17 protein-coding genes are annotated in these 23775 nt (G+C 61.9%); 10 read left to right on the top strand and 7 right to left on the bottom strand.

The genetic code is table 11. The features are described 5' to 3' along the window. Positions 1–9: 9 nt before the first annotated feature. From MAIT1_RS20035 to MAIT1_RS20020, 4 genes are all read right to left on the bottom strand, one after another. Positions 10–480, bottom strand: a complete 471-nt coding sequence (locus MAIT1_RS20035; RefSeq protein WP_085446771.1) for a response regulator — start codon at positions 478–480, stop codon at positions 10–12. Positions 481–599: 119 nt separating this feature from the next. Then, positions 600–1301: a rhodanese-like domain-containing protein gene (locus MAIT1_RS20030; RefSeq protein WP_085446769.1), complete on the bottom strand. Its 702-nt coding sequence runs from the start codon at positions 1299–1301 to the stop codon at positions 600–602. 52 nt (positions 1302–1353) lie between these two features. Beyond that, a complete protein-coding gene (locus MAIT1_RS20025; RefSeq protein ID WP_085446767.1) occupies positions 1354–4536 on the bottom strand; it encodes a bacteriohemerythrin in 3183 nt (1060 codons plus the stop codon). Positions 4537–4782: 246 nt separating this feature from the next. Further along, the gene (locus MAIT1_RS20020) at positions 4783–5448 is read right to left on the bottom strand and encodes a sulfite exporter TauE/SafE family protein (protein ID WP_158089649.1); all 666 of its coding nucleotides are present in this window, start codon (positions 5446–5448) and stop codon (positions 4783–4785) included. 231 nt (positions 5449–5679) lie between these two features. On the opposite strand from MAIT1_RS20020, the gene MAIT1_RS20015 reads away from it, so the two are divergent. The 8 genes from MAIT1_RS20015 (at position 5680) to MAIT1_RS19985 (ending at position 11563) form a co-directional block, all read left to right on the top strand. After that, positions 5680–6657 (top strand): lysylphosphatidylglycerol synthase transmembrane domain-containing protein, encoded by a 978-nt coding sequence (locus MAIT1_RS20015; protein WP_158089648.1) that lies wholly within the window; start codon positions 5680–5682, stop codon positions 6655–6657. A gap of 273 nt (positions 6658–6930) precedes the next feature. Then, on the top strand, positions 6931–7281 hold the full coding sequence (locus tag MAIT1_RS20010; protein WP_085446761.1) for a hypothetical protein: 351 nt from the start codon (positions 6931–6933) through the stop codon (positions 7279–7281). Positions 7282–7288: 7 nt separating this feature from the next. Next, complete coding sequence (locus tag MAIT1_RS20005; RefSeq protein WP_085446759.1) at positions 7289–7546, top strand: hypothetical protein; 258 nt, start codon at positions 7289–7291, stop codon at positions 7544–7546. Beyond that, positions 7543–7920 (top strand): STAS domain-containing protein, encoded by a 378-nt coding sequence (locus MAIT1_RS20000; protein WP_085446757.1) that lies wholly within the window; start codon positions 7543–7545, stop codon positions 7918–7920. Before MAIT1_RS20005 ends, MAIT1_RS20000 begins: the two co-directional genes overlap by 4 nt. Positions 7921–7984: 64 nt before the next feature. Next, a complete protein-coding gene (locus MAIT1_RS21960) occupies positions 7985–8158 on the top strand; it encodes a hypothetical protein (RefSeq protein ID WP_158089647.1) in 174 nt (57 codons plus the stop codon). A gap of 408 nt (positions 8159–8566) precedes the next feature. Beyond that, positions 8567–10066: a sugar phosphate nucleotidyltransferase gene (locus MAIT1_RS19995; RefSeq protein ID WP_085446755.1), complete on the top strand. Its 1500-nt coding sequence runs from the start codon at positions 8567–8569 to the stop codon at positions 10064–10066. Between the two features lies 1 nt (position 10067). Then, positions 10068–10577, top strand: a complete 510-nt coding sequence (locus tag MAIT1_RS19990) for a DUF192 domain-containing protein (RefSeq protein WP_085446754.1) — start codon at positions 10068–10070, stop codon at positions 10575–10577. After that, positions 10574–11563 (top strand): lysylphosphatidylglycerol synthase transmembrane domain-containing protein, encoded by a 990-nt coding sequence (locus MAIT1_RS19985; protein WP_085446753.1) that lies wholly within the window; start codon positions 10574–10576, stop codon positions 11561–11563. The genes MAIT1_RS19990 and MAIT1_RS19985 overlap by 4 nt, the downstream gene beginning before the upstream one ends. A gap of 230 nt (positions 11564–11793) precedes the next feature. Here the strand turns inward: MAIT1_RS19985 and MAIT1_RS19980 are convergent, their stop codons facing one another. Both MAIT1_RS19980 and phnD read right to left on the bottom strand, forming a co-directional pair. Next, positions 11794–15090: a PAS domain-containing hybrid sensor histidine kinase/response regulator gene (locus MAIT1_RS19980; RefSeq protein WP_085446752.1), complete on the bottom strand. Its 3297-nt coding sequence runs from the start codon at positions 15088–15090 to the stop codon at positions 11794–11796. A gap of 4 nt (positions 15091–15094) precedes the next feature. Next, positions 15095–15937: a phosphate/phosphite/phosphonate ABC transporter substrate-binding protein gene (gene phnD, locus MAIT1_RS19975; protein ID WP_085446751.1), complete on the bottom strand. Its 843-nt coding sequence runs from the start codon at positions 15935–15937 to the stop codon at positions 15095–15097. Positions 15938–16258: 321 nt separating this feature from the next. Here phnD and MAIT1_RS19970 point away from each other — a divergent pair, with 321 nt between their 5' ends. Further along, on the top strand, positions 16259–18406 hold the full coding sequence (locus tag MAIT1_RS19970; protein WP_085446750.1) for a bi-domain-containing oxidoreductase: 2148 nt from the start codon (positions 16259–16261) through the stop codon (positions 18404–18406). Between the two features lie 353 nt (positions 18407–18759). Beyond that, entirely contained in the window at positions 18760–22545 is a 3786-nt protein-coding gene (locus tag MAIT1_RS19965) for a methyl-accepting chemotaxis protein (RefSeq protein ID WP_085446749.1), read from the top strand. Between the two features lie 249 nt (positions 22546–22794). On the opposite strand, the gene MAIT1_RS19960 is transcribed toward MAIT1_RS19965, so the two are convergent. Then, a complete protein-coding gene (locus MAIT1_RS19960; protein ID WP_085446748.1) occupies positions 22795–23310 on the bottom strand; it encodes an HPP family protein in 516 nt (171 codons plus the stop codon). Between the last annotated feature and the right edge of the window lie 465 nt (positions 23311–23775).

Here is a 23775-nt window from a genome sequence, read left to right as displayed (position 1 = left end):
GCGGGCGGATTACTGTAGCGTGGATGACCCGACGGGCGGCGTCGACGGCGCGGTAACGGGGACAGGATTGAGATCCTCCTGCAGCGCGCGCAGCACCGCCACCAGTTGCGCTGGGGTGACCGGCTTGGGCAGCATATCCAGCACGCGCAGGCCATAGGCTTCGGAGAAGGTGCGGGCGGTCTCCACCAACTCCGGCTGCGCCGCGCTCACAAACGCCAACGCGCCGTTGAACTGCAGCGTCGTGCCCAGGCGTTGCACCAGCTCCAGGCCATCGATCTCCGGCATGAGAATGTCGCAGAAGGCCAGGTCCACGCGCTGTTTGGGGTTGGAGAGGATGCTCAACGCCTCCCGCGCATGGGTTACCGGCAGCACAGAGCCCACCCCGGCCTGCTTGAGAAACTGCGTCATAATGCGCAGCGTGGTGGGTTCGTCATCCACCCACAGCACGCGCAACTTTGAGAAATCCTCTGAATGCGCCATGATATTGTCTTTTATTGCTATTGATTATCATCCCTGAACTCTGCGGCCTATCCTACAACCTCTTACTGCAAAAGGAAATCGGTTTGTTGCCGAGGGTCGCATGGCGGCTTTCTGGGCGCTTACTCCTCCGCCGCCGGGGGCAATACAGTGAGGCCAAACATCTTCCACATCTGCATGCCGCCGCGATAGTAGCGGATCTTCTGCGCCGGATAGCCCAGGGCCAACAGACCGCGAATGGCGGTGGGCGACTGGCCGCACCAGGGGCCGTTGCACCACAGCACAAGATCTTTGGCTTGGGAAAAGTCGAATTGTTCCCCTTTTCGCTCCACGCCAAAGATGCGCAGCGCCTCCTCCACGGCGATCTCATCGGCGCCCATCTGGGTGGAGACGTCGGTATAGGGCACGTTGATGGAGCCGGGAATGGTGCCCACGGCGTGCCAGTCGGGGGTGCGTGCGTCCACCACCAGCCCGGCGCCCGCCGCCAGTTCGGTCTGCATGAAGCGCAGCAGCTCCACCTCGCCGATGGTCTGCACCCCGGGCGCAACCTGCATGGGCTGGGCGCAGAAGGGCGGACACTTGCGCGAGGTGAGGGCGAACTGCCCCTCAATCACCGCCTCGGTGTTCTGATCGCGGCGCACAGTCACCATTTTCGAGCCGTGTTTGACCTGCACCTCCGCCAGCGATGGGGTGATCTTCACCGTCAGTTCGGCGGGTTCGGTCGCGGCGCTCGGCTCCTGCGCCATGGCGGGCGCAACGTCCGCCAGCACCAGACACAGCGTCACCACTCCTGCAACGGCGCGCAATAACGTATTGGCTTTCATCAGGCTCTCCGGTCTGTGCGTGGGGCGGGCGAAACCGACGGGCGGCGGCGCCTCAATAGACCCCTTTGGCGTTGAAGAAGGATTTGTACTGCATATCCGTCCCCAGAATATGCTTGGTTAGCCAGCCGCGCGCAAAGCTCATCACATCCATGGCCACGGTGAATTCGCCATTTTCAAAGCGCTCCACCAAGTGCTGGAAGGTGGCCACCATGCGTCGATGTTGGCTCTTCTGGTCCTCCAGGCCGGGGAACTGGTGCTTGGCCATGAGCGCCTCTTCATGCTCGAAGTGGGTGACGGTGAAGTCGGTCAGCTCACGCAGAATCGCCCCCAGCGCGCTGCGTTCGCCGTCGCTTTTGAGCAGCCGGTGCAGATTGTTGACGATATCCACCAATCTTTTGTGTTCGTCGTCCAGCTGTTTGACCCCCACGCTCATCTTGTCGTTCCAGGGGAAGAACTCATGCACTTCGTTGCGGCTGCCGCGACACGCCATATACAGGGCGTCGAGGGTTTTAAAGAACTGGCCACGCTGGATGTGGTACTGCTCAACCCGCTCGCGCACGCTGGCGAAATCACTCGCCTGGCCCTGCTCCAGGGCGGCGGCGGCCAGGGCTTCGAGGGCCAGGAACTGCTCCTTGGCGGGGGCGAACTCCGCCAACTTGCCAAACCGCTCCAAGCCTTCATTGTTGAACCATGTGGTCGCCAGCGTTGCGCCTTCCAGGGCGGCCAGGTCGATCTCGCTGGCCGCGATGCGCCCATGGGCGACCTGCTCCAGCTTGCCCTGGGTGGTGATGAAGTAGTCCTTCATGGCGCGCACATTGAACGGCGGGTTGCCGGTGTCCTGCTCCAACTGGGTGATGAACATGGCGTTGCTCATGCTCTGCAGGGAGTGGCTGAGGCGCTCAAAGTGCTGGGCCGAGCCGCTCATCATGGTGATGGTGTTGGCGGTGTCGTGCATGCGCTCCTGCACGATGCTTGATGAGGCGAGGGTGTTGCCCACCGCCGCGGTGACCAGATTGGTCTGCTCCAGAGTCTGACTGCTGGAGAGCGCCATCTGCTCGGCGGCGCCTGCGCCGTTGTCGGCCAGTTGCGCAATCTGGTGGGCGCTCTGCGCCGAGTCCCGCGCCGATTGCGACACCGACTGCGCGCTGGCGGTGAGTTGGGTCATGCTCTTGCCCACGTCATGGGAGGCGGTCTCCACCGCCTGCATGGCGTCGTTGATGGAGCGGACGTTGGCGTTCTGCTCCTCCACCGCCTCCAGGATGTCCTGGTTGGAGTCGCTGATGCGCCCCACGCCATTGGCGATACTGCCCACCGCCTCCACCGATTCATGGCTGTGCTGCTGAATTTCGCGAATCTTGCCGGTGATCATCTGGGTGGCGTCGGCGGTCTGTTTGGCCAACTCCTTGACTTCGTTAGCCACTACGCCAAAGCCTTTGCCCGCCTCGCCGGCCCCGGCGGCTTCGATGGAGGCGTTGAGCGCCAGCATGTCGGTCTGGCGCGCGATATTGTTGATGATGTCGACGATTTTGCCGATCTCCTGCGCCGAACGCTCCAACTCCTGCATCAGTTTGCGCGCGTCACCGGCCTGAGTCTCCATGCGCTCGGACTCCTGACTGGCCTGGCCGCAGCGGTTGCGCACCTCCTGTAGCGAGGCGGTCATGTCGCGCATGGACTCGGCCACGTGCTGCACCGAGTTGTCCACTTGGTCCAGATTTTCGCGCACGTCGTCGATGTGGGCGGCGATGCCCTCATAGGCGTTGACCATATCATCCATATTGGCGCTGGCCTGGGTGGCGTGTTCGGCGATCTGGCGCACGGTGGCGGAGAGTTCATGGCTGGTGTGGGAGATGCTCTGCATGTCGCTCTGCATCAGCGCCACCGACTTCTCCACCTGGCTGATCTCCTGATCGAGCTTGCTGTTTTCGCTGGAGACCACCTGCACGGTTTTGTCGGTCTTTTGGGTGTCATGCACCACCAGTTCGCGGATCTTCACCAACTCGCCGCTGACCGAATTGATGTTGCCCGCATGCAGCGCCATGCTGTGCATCAGCAGCTCCCACTGCATGGCCATGGCGTTGATGTCCTGGGCGATGCGGTCGATCTCATCGCCGCTGCCCGACAGTTTGATGCGGCGGGTCAGATCGCCTTGGGAGAGGCGGCTGATGGCGTTTTCGATCTCCAGCACCGGGCGCGTCAGCCGCCGCGTGATCAGCAGCGCGATAATCCCCCCGGCGGCCACCAGGAAGATGAGCATGAACAGCGTCATGCGGCTGCTGGCGGCGACCACCTCGTGGACCCGGTCCAACTGCAGATACATCTGCTTGTTGATGGTGGTGAGCAGCCCATCGATGGCGTCATTGAGAGCAAAGGCGGCGGGCATCGCCTCATGCCGCAGCAGCCAGCGGCTCTGGTCCCAGTTGCGCGTGTCCGGTCTGTTCTCCAGCAGCTGTTCGGCGCGCTGAAGAAACTGTTCGCGCTGGGCAAAGAAGGCTTGCAGCTGCTGGCTCTGGTGGTCGTTGAGGGCGGCGCGCTGCAATACCGCGATGGGCAGAGCCATCTTCTTGACCGCCGCCTGATAGCGCGCCACAAACTCGGCGTCGCCGCTCTGTAGATAGGCGGACAGATCATTGAGGGCGGCGTCCCAGAATCCGCGCAGATCCGCCATGGAGCGCAGCAGGTGCTTGCTGGCTTTGAGTTTGGCTGGGTCCTGCGAGCCCACATGGCGACGGCTTTCGCGGAAGATCAACACCCCCAGTTTGCGCCCGGCGTCGGCGTGCAGCGCGGCGACCTGTTCATGGAAGAAGAGCAGCACCGGGCGGTTTTGCGGCGTGTGCGCCAGCTTGGCCACCTGATCCTGAATCTGTTGCAACTGGCTGAGTTGCTGAGCGATGACCTGCAGATTCTGGCGGACCTCTGTTTCCATCTCCGACTCGCCCGCCGACAGCTTGCGCAGATGCGTCATGGCGTGCTCGATGACGCGCCAGGCGGTGTTGCGTTGCTCGATGAGGCGCTCATCGGCCACGCTCACCAATCCGCGCAGGGCGCTCTGGGAGGAGAGCAGGGCCGATTGCAGGCGTTCGGCCTGGGTGTTCATGGGCACCCGGGTCGCCGAGAGGTGGGCGCTGACCGTATCGATTTCGGACAACTTCAGCACCGTGACGCCGCCTTGCAGGGCGAGTAGCGCCAGGATTGTGGCGAAGCCGAAGAAGATTTTAAAAACGAGGGATTGCTTCATGGCCTTGCGCTCCCAACAGCGCCGCGCCCAGTTGCACAGGCAACTGGGCGCTGGAAAAAACACAGCGCCAGAGTGTGGGTCATGCGGAGTGAAAATTCACCTTAGCAATATTTCTCAATAATACAAATCAATTTTACAATCAATCAGATAGGAAGACTATTGCAGGGAGGGTGACGCCGGAAGGTCAAAATTACAGAAGGATAACACGCAGGAGGTGTGTAAAAAGGGGGGGCGGCAAGCGCCAAGTCAATGAATGTGCTGCTCCGGCGGCATGCCCAAATTAACGATGGTGACCAGGCCCAGGACGATCATCACCACGCCCAGCCCCTTTTGCAGAGAGCCCACGGCCACGCCATCGAGCACGCGATGGGAGAACAGACCCACGGTCAGGGTGATGGGCAGGGTGCCTGCGCCAAACGCCAACATGGCGAAACATCCGGCGGAAACAGCGTTGGCGGCCATGCTCCACAACAGGGCGGAGTAGACCAGAAAACAGGGCAGCAGGCCCCAGATCATCCCCGCCAGCAGGGCGCCCCAGGCGCTTTTGATAGGAACCAATCGTCGCCACGGTCTTTGCAGATGGCGCCACAACACCGCGCCGATGCGCTCAATACCGGCGATGCGCGAGAGCAGACCGAGCAGATTGAGCCCCACCGCCACCACCACCCCGGCGGCCAGAACGACCATCGCATGGCGCGCGGCGCTCAGGTCGATCATGGAGAGCGCGCCCGCGCCCAGCAGGCCCGCCAGGGCGCCGAGGAGGGCGTAGCTGAACAGGCGGCCCAGATTGAGCAGCAGCAGTCGACCCAGCGCCGGACGCGCGCCTGCGCCGGGCGCGGTCACGCCCATGCTGAGGGCGCCCATCACGCCGCCGCACATGCCCAGGCAGTGCAGGGAGCTGGCCAGTCCCATGGTGAAGGGGATCCAAACGCCCCCCTGCCACAGTGGGAGGCTCGCGCCACAAATCATCAGTCCATCCGTTTATTGCCAAAAGCTTATAAGAGGGGGCATCATCGCCGTTTGCGCGCAAAAAATCCATGGCTTTCCCGCCGGGAGGGGCGGGCGAGGTTCCCTGACTTGCGCAGCCAGACGTGGTATACCATGGTCTCCCGTCGTTGTTCACACGTTTCAATAAGAGTCGGCATGAAAGAGTTCTGGCGCCGCTGGGGTTGGCCGTTGATCAAACTGATCATCGCCTGCGCCCTGATTATCTGGCTGATGCGCCAGGGCAAATTGGATGTGGCGTTGCTTAAGCAGGTGGCGTCGGACCCGCTGTTGGTGGTTGCGGCGCTGTTGCTGAACATGGCGCTGATCACCCTGGCGGCGGTGCGCTGGCGCTTGCTGCTCTCCATCCAGGATATCCCGCTCTCCTTCTCCTGGGCCCACCGGGTCACCTATATCGGCTACTTCTTCAACGCCTTTCTGCCCAGCGCCGTGGGCGGCGACGCCATGCGCGTGGCCTATGTGGCGCGGGCCGAGTCGCAGCAGCGGGTCAAGGCGGTGCTGTCGGTCTTTTTTGATCGCCTGTTGGGCCTCTACAGCCTCTGCGTGGCGGGTCTGTTGGTGACATTGAGCGACCCGGCCGCCTATCTGGCCATCCCCGCCATTCGCCTGCTGACGCTGGCCATCGTCGGCGTCATTATCGGCCTGCCGCTGGGCTTGGCGCTGCTCTATGTGTTGAGCAAACGCAGCGCGTGGATCGCCCGCGCGTTGCAGGCGGAGCACCCCAACGCCGTGCAGATTCTGATTCACCGCGGCGTGGACGCCATGCGTCTGTTTCGCCGCAACCCCGGTGCGGTGATGCGCGCCTTGGGGGCGTCGATCCTGTCACAGTTCATGGGCATGGGCGCCATCGCCTGGGTCGGCGTCTCTTTGCAGAGCGAGCCCATCGCCGCGCAGCACTACGCTTTCGGTCTGCCATGGGCGTGGATCGCCGGTCTGCTGCCGGTCACTCCCGGCGGGCTTGGCGTGGGCGAGGCGGCGTTTGATCACATTCTGCGCTGGGTGGCGGGCCCCGACGTCCTGACCGCCTTCGCCACCATCTTCCTGGCCTTCCGCATCCTCAGCATGCTGGCTACGGCGCCGGGTCTGATCGCGTATATTCTATATAAAAATCGGTAGCCTGTCTGACGGATTCATGGCGTTTGCGCGGCATGGAGACGATGACCTCCCGTGCAGAGCCCCGGACGGGCGTGATATTGCGAAATAATTGTAAACAGGGGTTTTCGCGTGGGAGAAAATACCCATTTTATTACAATTATATAAGATAGTTTCGTGTGTAATTGACGCTTTTTGGCAGAGTGTTAATAATCGGTTTACACTCCCTCGTTTGCCAAAAGTTCCCAGGCAGACAAAAATAGCCTCGAAACGTGTGAATCACAGGGAGGGGTTCAGATGACTTTTGCAGAACGCCGCGCTGACTGCATCCATCTGCAAGTGACCAATAATTTTCTGAATTTAAGAACACCCCAGTTAATTCATCGAATCAACGCTCTATTGCAGGAAAAGCGGCAAGATAAACAGGCGAAAGTGATGCTTGATTTGTCGAAGTTGGAGCGGATAAACACTTGGTTGATCGCCCAGATATTTCTTTTAAAGGATGCGAATATCGAGGTGGATGTGTTGGACGATCTGCACGATCAGGTGTTCAGCACATTGATGCAGGCGGAGTTTCAGAATGCGCATGCGGTTCCTGTCGTCACGGTCGCTCATGCGCAATTGAATCCGCCCCCGTTTGCGGCATAAAGAACAGATGAACGCCAAGCCCACGCCCGCTTGCCAGGAGGTGAAGCTGAATGGTCAAGTGGTCGGCCATATTCAGCCTGTGGCGGACTCCGGCTGGCGGGCAACGCTGTCGGATGCGGCCAGAACGCCGTTTCTGGTCAAATTCGGCTCCTGCGACCGGGCCTATCGTGCGGTGTTGCGACTGTATGAAAGCTGGGGCGAACAGGTTGGCGGCGAGTATCAAGAGTGCGTGAATTGTAAATTCCCCACAAGGATGGCGCGATGATCACCGTATGCTCTTACAAAAATATATTGGTCACCCAGTATCAGGAGAGCCTGACCATTCGCATGGGCATGCAGTTGAGCCTGGACTCCCTGGAGACCATTGAGCGGATTACCCGGCTCTATACGGGGCCGTATCAAGACTGCATCATTGATCTGTCCATCACCCAGTGGGTGGATAGCTGCGGCATCGGCGCGCTGTTGAGCATCAAAGACAGGGTGCGCGCCCAGTCCCACATCATTCAGGGCGCCAGCGGTCAGACCGCGCAGGCGCTGAAACTGATTCAGTTCGACAAAGTCTTTACTATCCGCTCCGTTGTTCCCCTGCATGACCCCAACAGTGGCGACGCCCTGCAACAACGTTTCTGTTCGCTCTAAATATAATGGCGACAAACACAAACGCCGGGATTGCGCGAGAGAAGTTTCAACGCGTTGGCGAGATGTGTGCGAACTGAAGATGGCGCTCGCCAAATCGCAACTCTTTGCAATGCTGCGCGCAACAGGGGTCATTCCCTATGCCCTGGCGCGGCTTCTACTCCTGATATTGTTAATTTTGGCGCCCTTTGCGGCCATTTTTGTCGTCATTCAGGCGATTGCTGGACTGGACGGGGATTGACCCCCGGGCGCGCGAAGCCCTGCGGCGTCGAATGCCGTTAGCCGCTGAAGTTCTCCTGTGGCCAAAGGCGCGCAATTTTGGGGGCGCCGGGACGGCCCGCATTCTGGCGCCGCTTATTGGGGAGTCTGCTGGCGCAGCCCTCACTATCTTCTTTTTTTCAAAATGTCTCATTTCTGTTTGCGCCGACTATATAAAGCGGAAACGTGGTTGGCGATGCATCTTGAAGAGGAGTGCGTCTCACTCTTGCGCAGGTCTGTTGAGAAACAAGATCAACAGACTAACCAAGCCACGCAGCCCAGAGCCTGTCGCGCAACTGAAGGCAACGATTGAGCGACGGCGCGCGGTGGGGTAGAATTCCCGGCCTGACCCATTCACGCCGCCACCTCGCGTCTGTAAGGATTCCGCTCCGTGTCATCCGCCGCTCCCATTCGTCAAGCCGTCATTCTCGCCGGGGGCAAAGGCACGCGCATTCGCAAAGACCACCCCGATAAAAACGCCATCAAGGTGATGCTGCCGGTCAACGACCGCCCGTTGCTGGAGTGGATTGTGCGCAATCTCGCCAGCGCGCTGGAGCTGGAGCGCATCACCCTGGTGGTGGGGTTTGGCAAGGAAATCGTACGCGCCCACTTTGGCGACGGCGCCCGCTTTGGCGTGGCCATCGAGTACCTGGAGGCGAACCCCGACGACGACCTCACCGGCGCGTTGAAACTGGCCCAGCCCAGCGCCGATGAACGCTTCCTGCTGCTGCTGGGGGACGAGTTCTATCTGCGTCCCGACTACGCCGCCCTGGCCGCCATCGATACGGCGGATCTGGATGCGGTGGTGGCGTTTACCCACTCCAACAATCCCCACGAGATCAGCAAGAACTACGCGGTGATGCTGCGCGAGGAGAGCGCGCCGCAGGGTCCTCTGGTGGCGACGCTGGAGGAGAACCCGGTGCATCTGACCAACGATTGCCTGGGGGTGGGCGCGTTCGTGTTCAAATCCTCGGTGTTCGATGTCATCGACAGCCTGCCCAACAATCCGCGCACCGGCCGCCGCGAGCTGGTGGACGCCGCCAGCGCCTTGGCCGAGAAGGGGCGCGTGCTGGCCTACGACATCGGCGGCAAATATGTGAACATCAACACCGTGGATGATTGGAAATTCGCCGACTTCCTGGCCAAAAGCGCCACTTTTGAACAGGCGCGCAAGAGCGTGGTGATCCCCACCTACAATGAGGCCGAATCGATTCTGTTCGTGCTGCGGGATTTCCACGATCAGGTGGATGAGATCGTGGTGGCCGACGGCGGCAGCAGCGACGACACCTGCGCCGTAGTCGAGCGGTTCATCCCCCACAGCCAGGCCGATATCATCCTGCTGCGCGGCAAATATGTAGGCTATGGCGACGCCCTGCGTCACGGCATCGACGCCGCCACCGGGCAGATTGTGGTGATGGTGGAGGCCGACGCCACCTTCCGCGCCCGCGATATCCACAAGATGTATGAATACATCAAGGATAGCGACATGGTGATCGGCACCCGCACCACGCGGCAGTTGATCCACCAGGGCGCCAACATGGCCAACTGGCTGCGCTTTGGCAATGTGCTGGCGGCCAAGCTCATCGAGCTGGCGTGGTGGGGCATGGGCGAGCCGCGCTTCACCGACGTGGGTTGCACCTTCCGCGTGTTCTGGAAGAGCGCCTACGATGAGATCAAGCACAATTTCATTGGCTTGGGGCCGGAGTTTTCACCTGAGATGATGATCGAATTCACCCGCCACAACAAGCGCGTGATCGAGATTCCGGTGAGCTACTATCCGCGCATCGGCGGCGACTCCAAACACTCCCAAGGGCTGCGTGGGGTGATGAAGACCGGCAGTAAAATGGCCCTACTCTCGCTCAAAAAGCTCTTCTCCAAACCGGTGTACTAACATGGGCCGCCTGCAGCGGCTGATGTGGATGGTGATGCTGGGCGGCGTATTGGCCTGCGCGGGCGCGGCGAGGGCGCAAGAGACCATGCCGGTGCGCGTGGTCGATCCCCAGGGCGTGACGCGCCTGCAGGCGCAGGTGACGCTGGCGCGCACACGCGCGCAAATCGAGCACGGTTTGATGGATCGCGACGCCCTGGAGGGGATCGACGGCATGCTATTCCTGTTCGCCGACGCCAAACCCCGCCGTTTCTGGATGTTCCACACCCGCATTCCGCTGGATATTCTCTTCTTTGGTCACGACTGCCGCTTGCGCAACTGGGCTGTGGCCACGCCGTGCAAAGACCCCACCGGCGCAACCTGTACGCTGTATCACTCACGAGGCCCGGCGCAGACGGTTCTGGAGCTGCCCGCAGGCGCGGTGAAACGTGCGGGCATTGCGGTGGGATCGCGCCTTGTCTGCGCGCCGCAGACGCCCTGTTGCGCCGTCTCCGCCAATGGGAGCCCTCCATGAGCGCGCCCGCCGAGGCGCCGCAGTCGCAGCGCGCGCGCAAGCGCTGGCGCGCTTTGGCGCTGTCGATTCTGCTGGCGGTGGCGCTCTATCTGGGCATGAGCCTGTGGGCCAGTTGGGCGGCGGTGAGCGAAGCCGTCAGCCACACGCCGGGGTGGGCGATCCCGGCGCTGCTGGCGCTCTCGCTGACGGGGTTTACGCTGCGTTTTGTCCGCTGGCAGGGCTATCTGCATCTGCTGGGACACCGCGTTCCGCCCGGGCGCAGCTTGCGCATCTATATGGCCGGGTTCGCCCTCACCACCACTCCGGGCAAGGCGGGCGAGGCGGCGCGCAGCATCTTCCTAAAACCCTTTGGCGTCAGCTATCCCGAGAGCATCGGTCTGTTTCTGGCCGAGCGTCTGTTGGATGTGATCGCCATGCTGCTGCTGTGCGCCCTGGGCGCGTGGAGTCATCCCCAGGCGCGGCTGTTGACCCTGGGGCTGGCGCTGTTTTCGGCGGCGTTGATTGTGCTGCTTAACCCTCGATTGATGCGCAAACTTGCTGCGCTGGTCCAACGGTGGAGCTCCGAGGCGGTGCGCCGCATCGCCCACAGCGTGACGCAGACGGTGATCCACTTTCAGCGCTGTTTTGCGCCGGGGGCGTTCAGCCGCGCGCTGCTCATCAGTGTGCTGGCGTGGAGTTGCGAAGGGGTCGGTTTCTGGTTGATCGCCAATCTGTTGGGCGCGCAGATCGGTTGGGCCGAAGGGGTGTTTATCTACGCCTTCGCCACTCTGGCGGGGGCGGTGAGCTTCATCCCCGGCGGCCTGGGCGCCACTGAGGCGGTGATGGTGGGGCTGTTGACCCTGAGCGGGGCGCCGGAGGGGACGGCGGTGGCCGCCACCCTCATCGCCCGTAGCGCCACCTTGTGGTTTTGTGTGGCGCTGGGCTTGAGCGCGGCCTGGAGCGAGCGCGGCGCGCTATTTGGCGCGCCATCGCGCCCCGCGGCATAAAAGCGACGAAACCAAACCCGCACAGGGCGTCCAATGTTTGCGTGACGCAGGTTGTGCTTGCGCTGACTATTGGCCGCCGACTAGTCGGCGGCGGGGTCTGGGGGCTTCGCCCCCAGCGGGTGTGGGCGGAGCCCACGGTTTGGTCTTAGAGAGCTCGAGGGCAAAGCCCTCGATATCTTCACGCGTTAAAATCGCCAACGCCTAATTTTGCATTCGACAGGGGATAATGATCAGTCAGAGTCGCCCTCTGGCGAATGCTCGGCGTCGAGCGCCTGATTGATCGCCTCCAGCAATTGGTTGCGACGGATTGGCTTGGTCAGATGCAGATCGCACCCCGCCGCCAGCGCGCGCACCCGATCCTCCTTCATGGCGAAGGCGGTCAGCGCAATGATGGGGGTGTGCGGCAGCGCGTTGCGCTGTTCGCGCAGGCGGATCTGTTGGGTGGCTTCATAGCCATCCATGCCGGGCATCTGGATATCCATGAGGATCAGATCGAACGGCTGCTGGGCGCTCCAGTTGACCGCTTCATCGCCGCTGGCGACGCAGATGCACTGATGTCCCGCCCGGCGCAGCAGGGTCTGCGCCAGCAGCAGGTTATCCTCGGAGTCGTCGGCCACCAGAATATTCAACCCCGTATGGGTTTGCGCCGCCATCGGATGCGCTTGCCCAGGTTCGCTCGGCTCGGCGTGGGTTGCAGGGGTTTTGCTCAACAAGACCGGCAGCGTGACGGAGAACTGGCTGCCTTCGCCCATGACGCTCTGCACTTCGATGCGACCACCCATCAGAGAGACCAACTGACGACAGATGGACAGACCCAGGCCGGTGCCGCCAAACCGGCGCGTGGTGGAGATGTCCGCCTGGGTGAAGGGGGTGAAGATCGACTCCAGATGCTCTGCGGCGATGCCGATGCCATTGTCGATGACGTGCAGCGTGAGCCAGCCCGGCGACTCCGGCGCCGGTTCGGCGCGCACGCTCACGCCTCCCTTTTCGGTAAATTTGACCGCATTGCCCAGCAGGTTGAGCAGCACCTGGCGCAGACGCTGGGCGTCGCCGTGGGCGTGATCCGGGGTCTGTTTGGCGATCTCACAGGTCAGCGTCACGCCCTTGTTTTGCGCCTGTCGCGCCAGGATCTCCACCACCCCGTGGACCAGCGCGCGCACCGAGAAGTCGCTCTGTTCCAGCACCAGTTCGCCCGCTTCGATTTTGGACAGATCCAACACGTCGTTGATGATCGCCAGCAGATTGTTGCCGGCGCGGTTGATCACCCGCAGTTGTTGGTTCTGCTCGGCGGTGAGATTGGTCCCGTCGGCCAGCAGCTCGGCCATGCCGATCACCGAGTTGAGCGGGGTGCGGATCTCGTGGCTCATGTGGGCGAGGAATTCGGTTTTGGCGCGGTTGGCCTTCTCCGCCTGGCGCACCGCATCCATGATGATGCGCTCCTGGGTCTTCTGCCGGGTGATGTCCCAGTTGACCCCGATCATGCGCAGCGGTTGACCCTCGGCGTCGCGCTCCACCACTGCTGCGGCGCTTACGGTACGTTCGCCGCCATTGGGCCAGAGGATGCGGAACTCGCCGGCAAACTCCAGCCCGCCGTGCAGGCATTGCTTGAGTCGCTGGGCCAGGTCGTGACGATCATCCGGGTGCACCGCGTTGCGCCAGGCGTGGTTGAGCTGCTTGCCGGTTTCGGTAAGCTGATAGATCTCGCGCATGCGCTGATCCCAACTGATGACGCCGGAGCGCACATCCCACTCCCACACGCCGATGCCGCCCGCCTGAGTCGCCAGCTTCAAACGTTGGTTGCTATCGGCCAGGGCGCGCACATTGCGCTTGCGTTCGGTCAAATCGGTATGGGTGCCCACCATGCGTTCCGGCTGGCCGTCGGCGTCGCGTTTAAGTAGTCCGCGCGCGAGGATATCGATATAGCGTTCCGACTTGTGGCGCATACGGAATTCACACTGATAGGCGCACTCCTGGCCCGTGAAGAGCTGCTCGAGCACCTGTTCCACCTGGGGCATATCGTCCGGGTGAACCAGATTGCGCCAAGTGTCGATATGGTTTTCCAGCTCATCGTCGGCGTAGCCGAGCATCTCCTTCCAGCGTGGCGACAGATAGACGTCATTGTGAATGATATCCCAATCCCACAGACCATCGGCTGAGCCGCGAATGGCCAGGGCGAAACGCTCCTCGCTCTTTTTCAGCGAGTGCTGCGCCTGTTTCATTTCGGTGACGTCGTCGTAGACCGCCACCACTTGGCCATCGTCGAGCTTGAAGACGTAGTTCTCCACCCACTGATGCACGCGATTGTCCTGGTAGTGCGTCAGGGGGTGGTGTTTGGGCTGGCCAGTGATCCACACCTCTTTGAGGGTGTCAAGCAGACCCATTTCGCGCACGCCGGGGAAGAGTTCGGTCAAGCGTTTGCCGACGACCTCATCCAATGTGACCTGACTGAAGCGCTCGCCGGCGGCGTTCAGATCGCGGAATATGAAATCGTCGCCGTCATCCACCACCTCATACACCGCCACGCCGCTGCTCATGGAGGCGAACAGGTTACGATACTTCTGCTCGCTGGCGCGTAGGGATTCGCGCAACAGGGCGCTATTGGTCACATTGAGCAGCACGCCGCGAATCACCACGCCGCCGTCGACGTTGGAGCGCCAGCGTTCGGCGCGATGCTCCACAAACAGGCGCTCGCCGCGGGTTGTCCAGATGGCGTGTTCCAGATGAAAGCTGTCGCGTACGCCCGCAATGAGACCTGACAGTCGTTGATCCAGACGCGCGCGATCCGGCTCGCGACAATACTCCAACAGGCAGATGACGCTATTGATGCTGGGTTGGCGTTCGACGCCGAGCATGCGTCGCATCTCGTCAGACCAGTGCAACGTGTGTCTTTCCGGGTCCCACTCCCAACTGCCCATGTGGGCGATCTTTTGCGCCAGAGTGAGATTCTCCTGGCTCACTTTGAGCGCTTGTTCGATGCGTTTGCGCGCCAGGATCTCCCGCTCCATGGGGCGGATGCCCACCGCGTGAATCAACAGCCACAGCGCTGCGCCCAGCAGCGCCATGAAGACGCCTTCGCTTAGCGCGGTGGTCAGGGCCAGTTTCAGCGCCTCGTGGGCAAGCTGTTGTCCATTGTGCTCCAGGGTGAGGAAGACGATGGGTTCATCATCCACTTTCACCGAGGCGAAGTGACGCTGGATGGGCGCATCGGGATCCGTGGGGCGCTTGAACTGGCCCAACATTGCGCCATTGACGGCGCGCGCCGTCACCGACGCCACTTGCGGCTGCTTCTGGCCCCACAGCTCCAACAGCAGATAGACTTGCGCCAGGTCGTGGCGCAGCGCCGCCTCCTTGATGGTTTGCGCCACCAACTCCAGTTCGCTCTGCATGTGGTGGTGGGAGGTTTTCATCAGGGTGCGGCGCTGTTGCTCCACCACCACTGCGGTCTGCGCGACGAGAAATAGCGTCACCACCAGAATGAAGGCGGCAATGAGGCGATTGCGTCGTTGGGAGTCTGAGGTCGCCGCCATCAGGTCACCAGGGCGCGGCGGCGGTTGTGCGCAGCACGTGGCGCAGTTCGTCGAAATCGGCGTCAACCGCAGGGTGGGTGCCGCTGATAGAGGGTTTGAGGGCTTGCAGGATAAAGCGTTTATCCGGCGCGTCCAGCGCCTGCAGGGCGGCGCGAATGGCGCTGACGTCCTCTTCGGGGAGGTTTTGCGCCGCCACAAACACGTGGTTGGGAATGGCGGGCGTGGTCGCCAGCGCGCGCAGTCCACGGGATTGGAACTGTTTGAAGATGCTCTGTTTCAGGGCGCCAGCGTCAAATTCGCCAGCGAGCAGGCCAAAGGCGACGTTCATGTGGTTGCCCACATGGGCCAAATCGGCCAGATCGCTGCGTTTGAGCCCCTCTTGCGTCATCAGATAACGCGGCAGCCAGTGGCTCATGGTGGAGTTGACGTCGCCAAACGCCACCCGCGCGCCGCGCAGATCCCGCAGCGCGCCCAGCGCGCTGTTTGCGCGCACGGCGATGACGCCGGTAAAGGTGGGGGAGTCGTTGACCAGAATCTGTCCAAGAATGGGGAACGCGCCAAACTGTTCGGTCAATTTCACATAGGGCGCCGGGCCCATATAGGCCAGCTGCGCCGACCCTTCGCCAAACGATTGGATATGCTCGGCGTAGTTGGTGGCGATGCGAATGCGTACGGGTCGGTTGAGGGTTTGGCTGAGAAAATTGGACAGCGGGTGAAAGCGTCGGTGGATCTCCAACGAGGGCAGAAACGGATGGATCTGCAACGCCAACGGCTGCGGTTGCGCCGCAGACCAGGCTGAGGCGGGGGCAAAGAGGATGAACGCAATGAGCCAAAACAGGGGTTTCATCACCACGTAACTCTCAATCGGCGCTGGCGCGTAATCTCTGTGTGGAGGCCGCAGCGAAGCGATCCGGGTTTGCGATCCGCGTATATCTGAGCGTCGTCCTTTCTACAATCATTTTGCACACTGTAGCATAAATTGTGGACGAAACCGAGCGCAGGCTTTGCTGCAAAAGGCGGATTTTCAAGGCAGTATCCATAGTGTCGCGGCGGGATTTCCGTGACCGGAGGCGACGAAATCCCGCTATCTGGCCGGTTTCCTGCATCTTAGCGCGCGACAACCGCGCACAGTGATCGCGCGCCGCACAGTCCAAATCGGGAAAATCGCGTGAAACAGATCCTGCTCAATCTGAAAAATGGCCAAATCGAACTGACCGAAGCGCCGTGCCCGCAAGTGGAGCCGGGAACGCTGCTGATTCAGACCGCCCGCACCCTGGTGTCGGCGGGCACCGAACGCATGCTGGTGTCGTTCGGGTCGGCCAACTTGGCGGGCAAGGCGTTGCAGCAGCAGGATAAAGTCAAGCAGGTGCTGGAGAAGGCGGCCACCGATGGCTGGATCGCCACCTACGATGCGGTGCGCCACAAACTCGATCAGCGCATGCCGTTGGGCTACTGCAACGTGGGCCGGGTGATCGCCGTGGGCGACGGCGTGGAGGGGTTTGCGGTGGGCGATCGGGTCGCCTCCAACGGTCCCCACGCCGAGGTGGCGCGCGTGCCGAAACATCTGTGCGCGCGGGTTCCGGATGGGGTCACCGATGAACAGGCGGCGTTCACCGTCATGGGCGCCATCGCGCTGCAAGGGGTGCGGCTGGCCATGCCGACCCTGGGCGAGGCGTTTGTGGTGATCGGCCTGGGGCTGGTGGGGCTGATGAGCGTGCAATTGCTGCGCGCCAACGGCTGCCGCGTGCTGGGGGTGGATCTGGACGCCGAGCGCTGCGCTCTGGCCGAGAGTTTTGGCGCGCAAACCGTCAATCCCGCCAGCGGCGCCGACCCCCTGGCTGCGGCGCTGCGCTTCTCGCGCGGACGCGGGGTGGATGGGGTGCTGGTGGCCGCCGCCACCGATAGCGACGAACCCATGCGCAACGCCGCGCGCATGTGCCGCAAACGCGGGCGCATCGTGCTGGTGGGGGTTACCGGGCTCAACCTGAGCCGCGACGACTTCTTTAAAAAGGAGATCACTTTCCAGGTCTCCGCCTCCTATGGGCCGGGCCGCTACGATCCGCTGTATGAGGAGAAGGGGCAGGACTACCCGGTGGGGTTCGTGCGCTGGACCGAACAGCGCAACTTCGAAGCAGTGTTGGACATGATGGCCGAGGGGCGCTTGCAGCCCGAGGCGCTGATCACCCGCCGTCTGGATCTGGAGGAGGCGGAGCAGACCTATCGGCAGTTGGCTCAGGGTGGCGGCGAGTTGGGCGCATTGTTGCGCTATCCCCGCGCCGACGCGCCCGCCGAGGCGGTGACCGCACGGCGTGTGGCGCTGCCTGTCGCGGCGGGCGCCGCCGCACAGGACGCGGTGCGGGTGGGCTTTATCGGCATCGGCAACTACGCCGCCCGCACCCTGGCGCCCGCCTTCAAGGCGGCGGGGGCGCAACTGCTCACCGTGGCCTCCAGCCGGGGCTTGAGCAGCGTACAGTATGGTCGCCAGTTGGGTTTTGCCCACGCCGCCAGCGACGCCGACGAGGTGCTGCGCGACCCGCAGGTGAATCTGGTGGCCATCGCCACCCGCCACGACACCCACGCCGACTTGGTCACGCGTGCGTTGGCGGCGGGAAAACATGTGTTTGTGGAGAAGCCGCTGGCGCTCACCGACGCCGAAGTGGACGCCATTGAAGGCGCCTATGCGGCGGCGCGGCAAGCGGGTGGTGCGCCGCAGGTGATGGTGGGTTTCAATCGCCGTTTTGCGCCGCAGATCGTGCGCATGCGTGAGTTGATGCAGACGGTGGCCGAGCCCAAGGCGATGATCATGACCGTCAACGCTGGCCATGTGCCTGCTGAGAACTGGTTACAGGATCGCGCCGCTGGCGGCGGGCGCATCATTGGCGAGGCGTGCCACTTCATCGACCTGTTGCGTCATCTAAGCGATGCGCCCATTGTCGATATCCAGGCGCAGGCGCTGGGCGCGGCCCATGCGGGCGCCATCGTCTCCGACCGCGCCAGCCTGATGCTGCGCTTTGAGGATGGCTCGCTGGGGAGCATCCACTATCTGGCCAATGGCTCCAAGGCATTCCCCAAGGAGCGTTTGGAGGTGTTTTGCGCCGGCCGCGTGTTGCAGTTGGATAATTTCCGTCGGCTGCGCGGTTACGGCTGGCCAGGATTCGGCAAGATGAACCTGTGGCGGCAGGATAAGGGCAACGCCGCCTGTGTGGCCGCCAGCGTGGCGAGTTTACGCAACGGCGAGGCTGCGCCGATTCCATTTGACCAGATTGTGCAGGTGAGCCGCGCCGCCATTGCTGCGGACCGACTGGTTACAACTTGACTTAACGTTCTGTAACATAGTGATGTTGCCGGGGTTTTCCATTGCGGAACAGGAGTGCTGGCGCTATATTATTGTTTTCTAATTTGCAGGTTTTCCTGTCCCTCACTGATTCCCCCTTGCAAATCATTTAGATAATAATTGGACGAAACCTCGAAGCGCCATCAATAAAAGGCGTTTTACCCGAAGTGTATCGTTTTGAGTACGAATAGCGTTGCTGCCGATAAGAGCGATCTTTCGCAGCAACTCCGACAAAGCGTCATGGCGGCGCCGTACTCTGCGCAAGGAACACGAGCAAATCGTTGCGTCTTGCGTCAAAGCTGCTTTTACGGCCCCATTGAGCGGGAGGGAGTCGCATGTTCAACCGTCTTTCCAATCTGAAACTCCAGACTCAACTGCTGATTCTGTTTCTGTCAGTGGGCTTGATTCCCTTGCTGGCCAGCGAGTTTCTGGCCACGCATAAGGCCTCCAGCGCCTTGATGGAGGCCGCGTATAACCAGCTGGAAGCGGCGCGGCAGATCAAGAAGGGGCAGGTGGATCGCTTCTTTCAGGCCCGCGCTGGGGATATGCAGGTGTTGGTGGAGACGGTGGACACCTTCCAGCAGGAGGCGCTCAAAAAGCTCACGGCGGTGCGCGAGACCAAACGCGCGGCGGTGACCCGTTACCTGCAAGGGGTGGAGCATGTGGCGGCGCTGTTTGCGCAGAACCCCTCCACCGTGGCCAATATGCTGGAGTTTCAATACGCCATCGCCCAGTTGGGGCAGGGCGCAGCGGAGAAGCATCCGGACGCGGCGACCATGCGCGCGGCGCTCAAGGCCTACTACGACGACCAGTTCGGCAAAACCTATGCTGAGAAGAACAGCGGCAAACAGGCGCCCACTGCGGAGTACTTGAGCCGTCTGGACGATACCGCCCTGACCATGCAGTATCACTACATCGCCGCCAACGCCAACCCGTTGGGAGAGAAGCACAAACTGGACGCCGCTGACGACGGCTCCCTGTACAGCCACAAGCACGCCACCGCGCACCCCTACATTCGCGATCTGCTGGAGCGCTTCGGCTTCTATGACATCTTCCTGGCCGATATCGACAGCGGCCGCATCGTCTACTCGGTGTTCAAGGAGCTGGATTACGGTCTGTCGCTCAAGGACAGCGCCATCGCCAATACCAACTTCGCCGAAGTGTTCAAGGCCGCCGCCGCCTCCGACACCCCGGGCAGCGTCTTCTTCACCGACTTCAAACAGTATTGGCCCTCCTATGAGGCCCCGGCCGGTTTTGTCGCCGCGCCCATTTTCGATGGCGAGCGCAAAATCGGCGTGGCGCTGTTCCAGTTCCCCATCGACCGCTTGAACGCCATCATGTCCGAGCGCGCCGGCATGGGCGAATCCGGCGAGACCTACCTGGTGGGCCCTGACAAGTTGATGCGTTCGGACTCCTTCCTGGACCCGACCAACCACACGGTGGAGGCCTCGTTCCGAAACCCGGAGAAGGGCGCAGTGGACACCGCTGCGGCGCGCGCCGCGCTGGCGGGGAAGAGCGAAACCCGCGTCATTCGCGACTACAACAACAACCCGGTGCTCTCCTCCTACGCCCCCATCAGCGTGGGGGGACTGAACTGGGGTTTGTTGGCGGAAATCGACGTGGATGAGGCCTTCAGCCCCAAGGATAGCCACGGCAAGGAGTTCTTCGCCCAGTATGTGAAACAAAATGGCTATTTCGATCTGTTCCTGATCAACCCCGACGGCTACGTCTACTACTCGGCGGGCAAGGAGCCGGACTACCGGACCAATATGGTCAACGGCAAGTTCAAGAACTCCAACTTGGGCGTGCTGGTGCGCGAGACCCTCAACACCAAGAAGATGGGCTTCGCCGACTTTGCTCCCTATGAGCCGAGCAAGAACGAACCCGCCGCCTTCCTGGCGCAGCCGGTGTTGGGAGAAGATGGCGAGGTGGTGACCATCATCGCCGTGCAACTGGCGTTGGATGGCCTCAACAGCATCATGCAGGAGCGCACCGGCATGGGCGAGACCGGCGAGACCTATCTGGTGGGTCCGGATAAGCGCATGCGCTCGGATAGCTTCCTGGATAAGCAGGGCCACAGCGTGGTCGCCTCCTTCGCGGGCGATGTGGCGCGCAACGGCGTCGACACCGAAGCCTCCCGCGCCGCGTTGGCGGGCAATGTGGAGCAGCGCGTGGTGATCGACTACAACGGCAATCCGGTGCTATCGGCCTTCACCCCGGTGACTGTGTTCGGGGCCAAGTGGGCGTTGCTGGCCGAAAAAGATGAGGCGGAGGTCTTAATCCCGGTCAAGTCGCTGACGACCTTCATGTACATCATGATGGCTGTCGCCGTGGTGGTGGTGGCGCTGGTGGCGCTGATGGTGTCGCGCTCCATCGCCAGCCGTCTGGGCATTGAACTGAATGATCTGATCGGTGTGTTCAAGAAGATCAGCGTGGGCGACTTGACCATGCAACTCAACAAAAACGCGCCCAGAAACTCGGTGGCCGCGCACTTGGCGGTGATGCGCGAATGTCTGCTGGGCAGCGTGCACACCCTGGCGCTGCAATCCAAATCCCTGGCCGCGGTGGTGGCTGAGCAGACGCGCACCAATCAGCATCTGCTGGAGTCCTCCCGCGAGAGCTATCAGATGGCCCAGGGGGTGGTTAAGGAGAACGACGCCATCGACCGCGAGATCAGCCAGTTGGGCGTCACTTTGAAGACGTCGGATGAGAGCCTGAAGGGGCTGATCGACATCTCCGCGCATCTGTCATCCAACGTCAACACCATCGCCGCCGCCTCCGAACAGGCGAGCCAGAACGTCAACACCATGGCCTCCGCCGCCGAGGAGATGAGCGCCAATATCGAACAGGTCAACCATAGCCTGGGTTCGGTCAACAACTCCATTCAGACGGTGATGGATGCGGTGGGGCAGATGTCTTCCCTGACCGACCATGTGCGCGAAGGGGTGGAGCGGGCGGAGTCCACTTCGCAACAGGCCACCCGCAACGCCGAAGGCGCCCAGCGCACCATGGGTGAGCTCTCCCACGCCACCAACGAGATCGTCAAAGTGGTGGGGCTGATTAAAACCATCGCCGACCAGACCAACATGCTGGCGCTCAACGCCTCCATCGAGGCCGCCGGGGCTGGCGAGGCGGGCAAGGGCTTTGCGGTGGTGGCCAATGAGGTCAAGGAGTTGGCCCAGCAGACTGGCGACGCCACCGCGCAGATCGACAAGAGCACCTCGGAGATCCGCGCCAAGAGCACTGAGGCGCGCAACGCCACCCAGGATATCGTCGATATGATCACGCAGCTCAATACGATCAATGACGATATCTCCACCGCCATGGGCAACCAGAACGATGCGGTGTCGCAAATCGTCGACTCCATGGAGCAGGTCAAGCAGGCCAATGGCGAGGTGACGCGCAACGCCGCCGAACTCAACTCCGCCTCCGAGGAGGTGGCGCGGGCGGCCATGGAGGCGGCCACCGGGGCGCAGGAGATTGCGCACTCCACCTCGGGCATCGCCGAAGGCGCGCGCGAAGTGGAGAGTTCGGCCAAGAGCGTGCGGCAAAATCTGGAGGAGACCAAGCAGTTCGCCAATCAGGTGTTCGAATCCTCGGCCAATGTGCAGAAGGTGATGCTGCGCAATATGGATCTGGCCGATCTTCTGGATGGTCTGGTGACCAGCTCCAATGTCATGGTGAGCGTGGCCAAGGAGAGCAGCGAGGCGCTGGATGAGGCGCAATCACGCTTTGAGGTGGGCGCGCCGGTGTTTGACATCCGCATGGCCAAGCAGTCGCACTTGGCGTGGGTGGAGGTGTTGATCATGGCGCTGCGCGGGCATAAGAAGATGAAGCCGGAGGACCTCAAAGACGCCAATAGCTGTGATTTTGGTCTGTGGTACGCTCAGAGCGCCACACAGCAGGCGTTTGGCGAGGATGGAACCTATCGCGCGGTGGGCGAGCAGCACCAAAAGATTCACGCCATGGCCAAGGAGATCATCACCCTGGTCAACGCCGGGCAGAAGCAGCAGGCCGAGACGCTGTTCCAACAGATGCTGGAGGCGCGTTCGGTGCTGTTTGAGCTGTTCGACAAGCTCTATGTGGGGGTGGACGCCTGCGAGACCATTCGTGGGGTTTGAGCCGCGTCGGGGAGCGCAATAACGCGATATAGTGAGTCAAAACCAAAGCTGCACAGAACGACCAATGTTTGCGTGACGTAGCTTGAGCTTGCGCTGACTATTGGCCGCTGACCAGTCGGCGGCGGGGTGATTCGGGCCATCTATGGCCCGAATCACGGTTTGATCTTTGGGAGCTCGAGGGCGGAGCCCTCGATATCTTCCATTTCCCCGTTCAAAAAATGTCCGATTTTGGCTCCCCATGATGATATATCACCACCAGGCGGTGGGGTAGCGTTTGGCGCTGCGGAAGTTGTTGCTGATCAGCGCCACCGCCAGCAGGCAGAGCGCGCCGGTAAAGGCGGGCACGATGGGATAGAGAAAGCCCAACGCTTCGATATCCGGCGACCCCATCACCGCAATCAGCGCGGTGGCGCCGCCGGGCGGGTGGGTGGTGCGGGTGAGAATCATGGCCATGATGGCCACACTCACCGCCAGCGCCGCGACTAGCCACAGCGGCCCGCCGATGGCTTGCTGCACGATCACTCCCACCACGCCGGAGATCAGATGGCCGCCCAGCACATTGCGCGGTTGCGCGAGGGGACTGTCGGGCACGCCGTAGAGCAGCACCGCCGACGCCCCGAAGGAGCCGATCAGCAGACTCAATGTCATCGGCTGCAGCCAATATTGATGCAGCGCCCCCACCAGACCGATGCCGGCGAAGGCGCCGACGCCAGCGCGCAGAACGATCTGCAGACGGCTGGGAGCGGCATTGGATGTGTGAGCCATATGAGAGTCCTCAATATGAAAAATCAAAACCAAAACTGCACAAAACGGCCAATGTTTGCGTGACGTAGCTTGAGCTTGCGCTGACTATTGGCCGCCGACTGGTCGGCGGCGGGGTGATTCGGGCCATGGATGGTCCGAATCACGGTGTAGCTGTTGATCTTGGGAGCTCGAGGGCGCAGCCCTCGATATCTTCTCGCTTCAAATGTCTAATTCTCTTCTGCGGCGACTATAGATTCGACTGACCAGAGACGCTTGTTGCCAAAGTTCGGACTGTAACGCGCTGGCGCGCACGGCGCATTGATCTGGGTTAAGAACCTCTCACAAAATGACGCCCTGCTCGCCCCAGCGGCGCTTTGTCCGCGCTCCGCTGCTCACGTACCGGACGTACGCTGCGCTGCTCGCGCGGCCAAATCCCCACTGGGCCGTCGCGATGCATTCATTTTGTGAGAGGTTTCAAGGCGCGTG

It is taken from the genome of Magnetofaba australis IT-1, from assembly GCF_002109495.1.
GTDB classification, from domain to species: domain Bacteria; phylum Pseudomonadota; class Magnetococcia; order Magnetococcales; family Magnetococcaceae; genus Magnetofaba; species Magnetofaba australis.
Note: the sequence above shows the minus strand (reverse complement) of the source record. Positions and strands in the feature narration are given on the sequence as shown.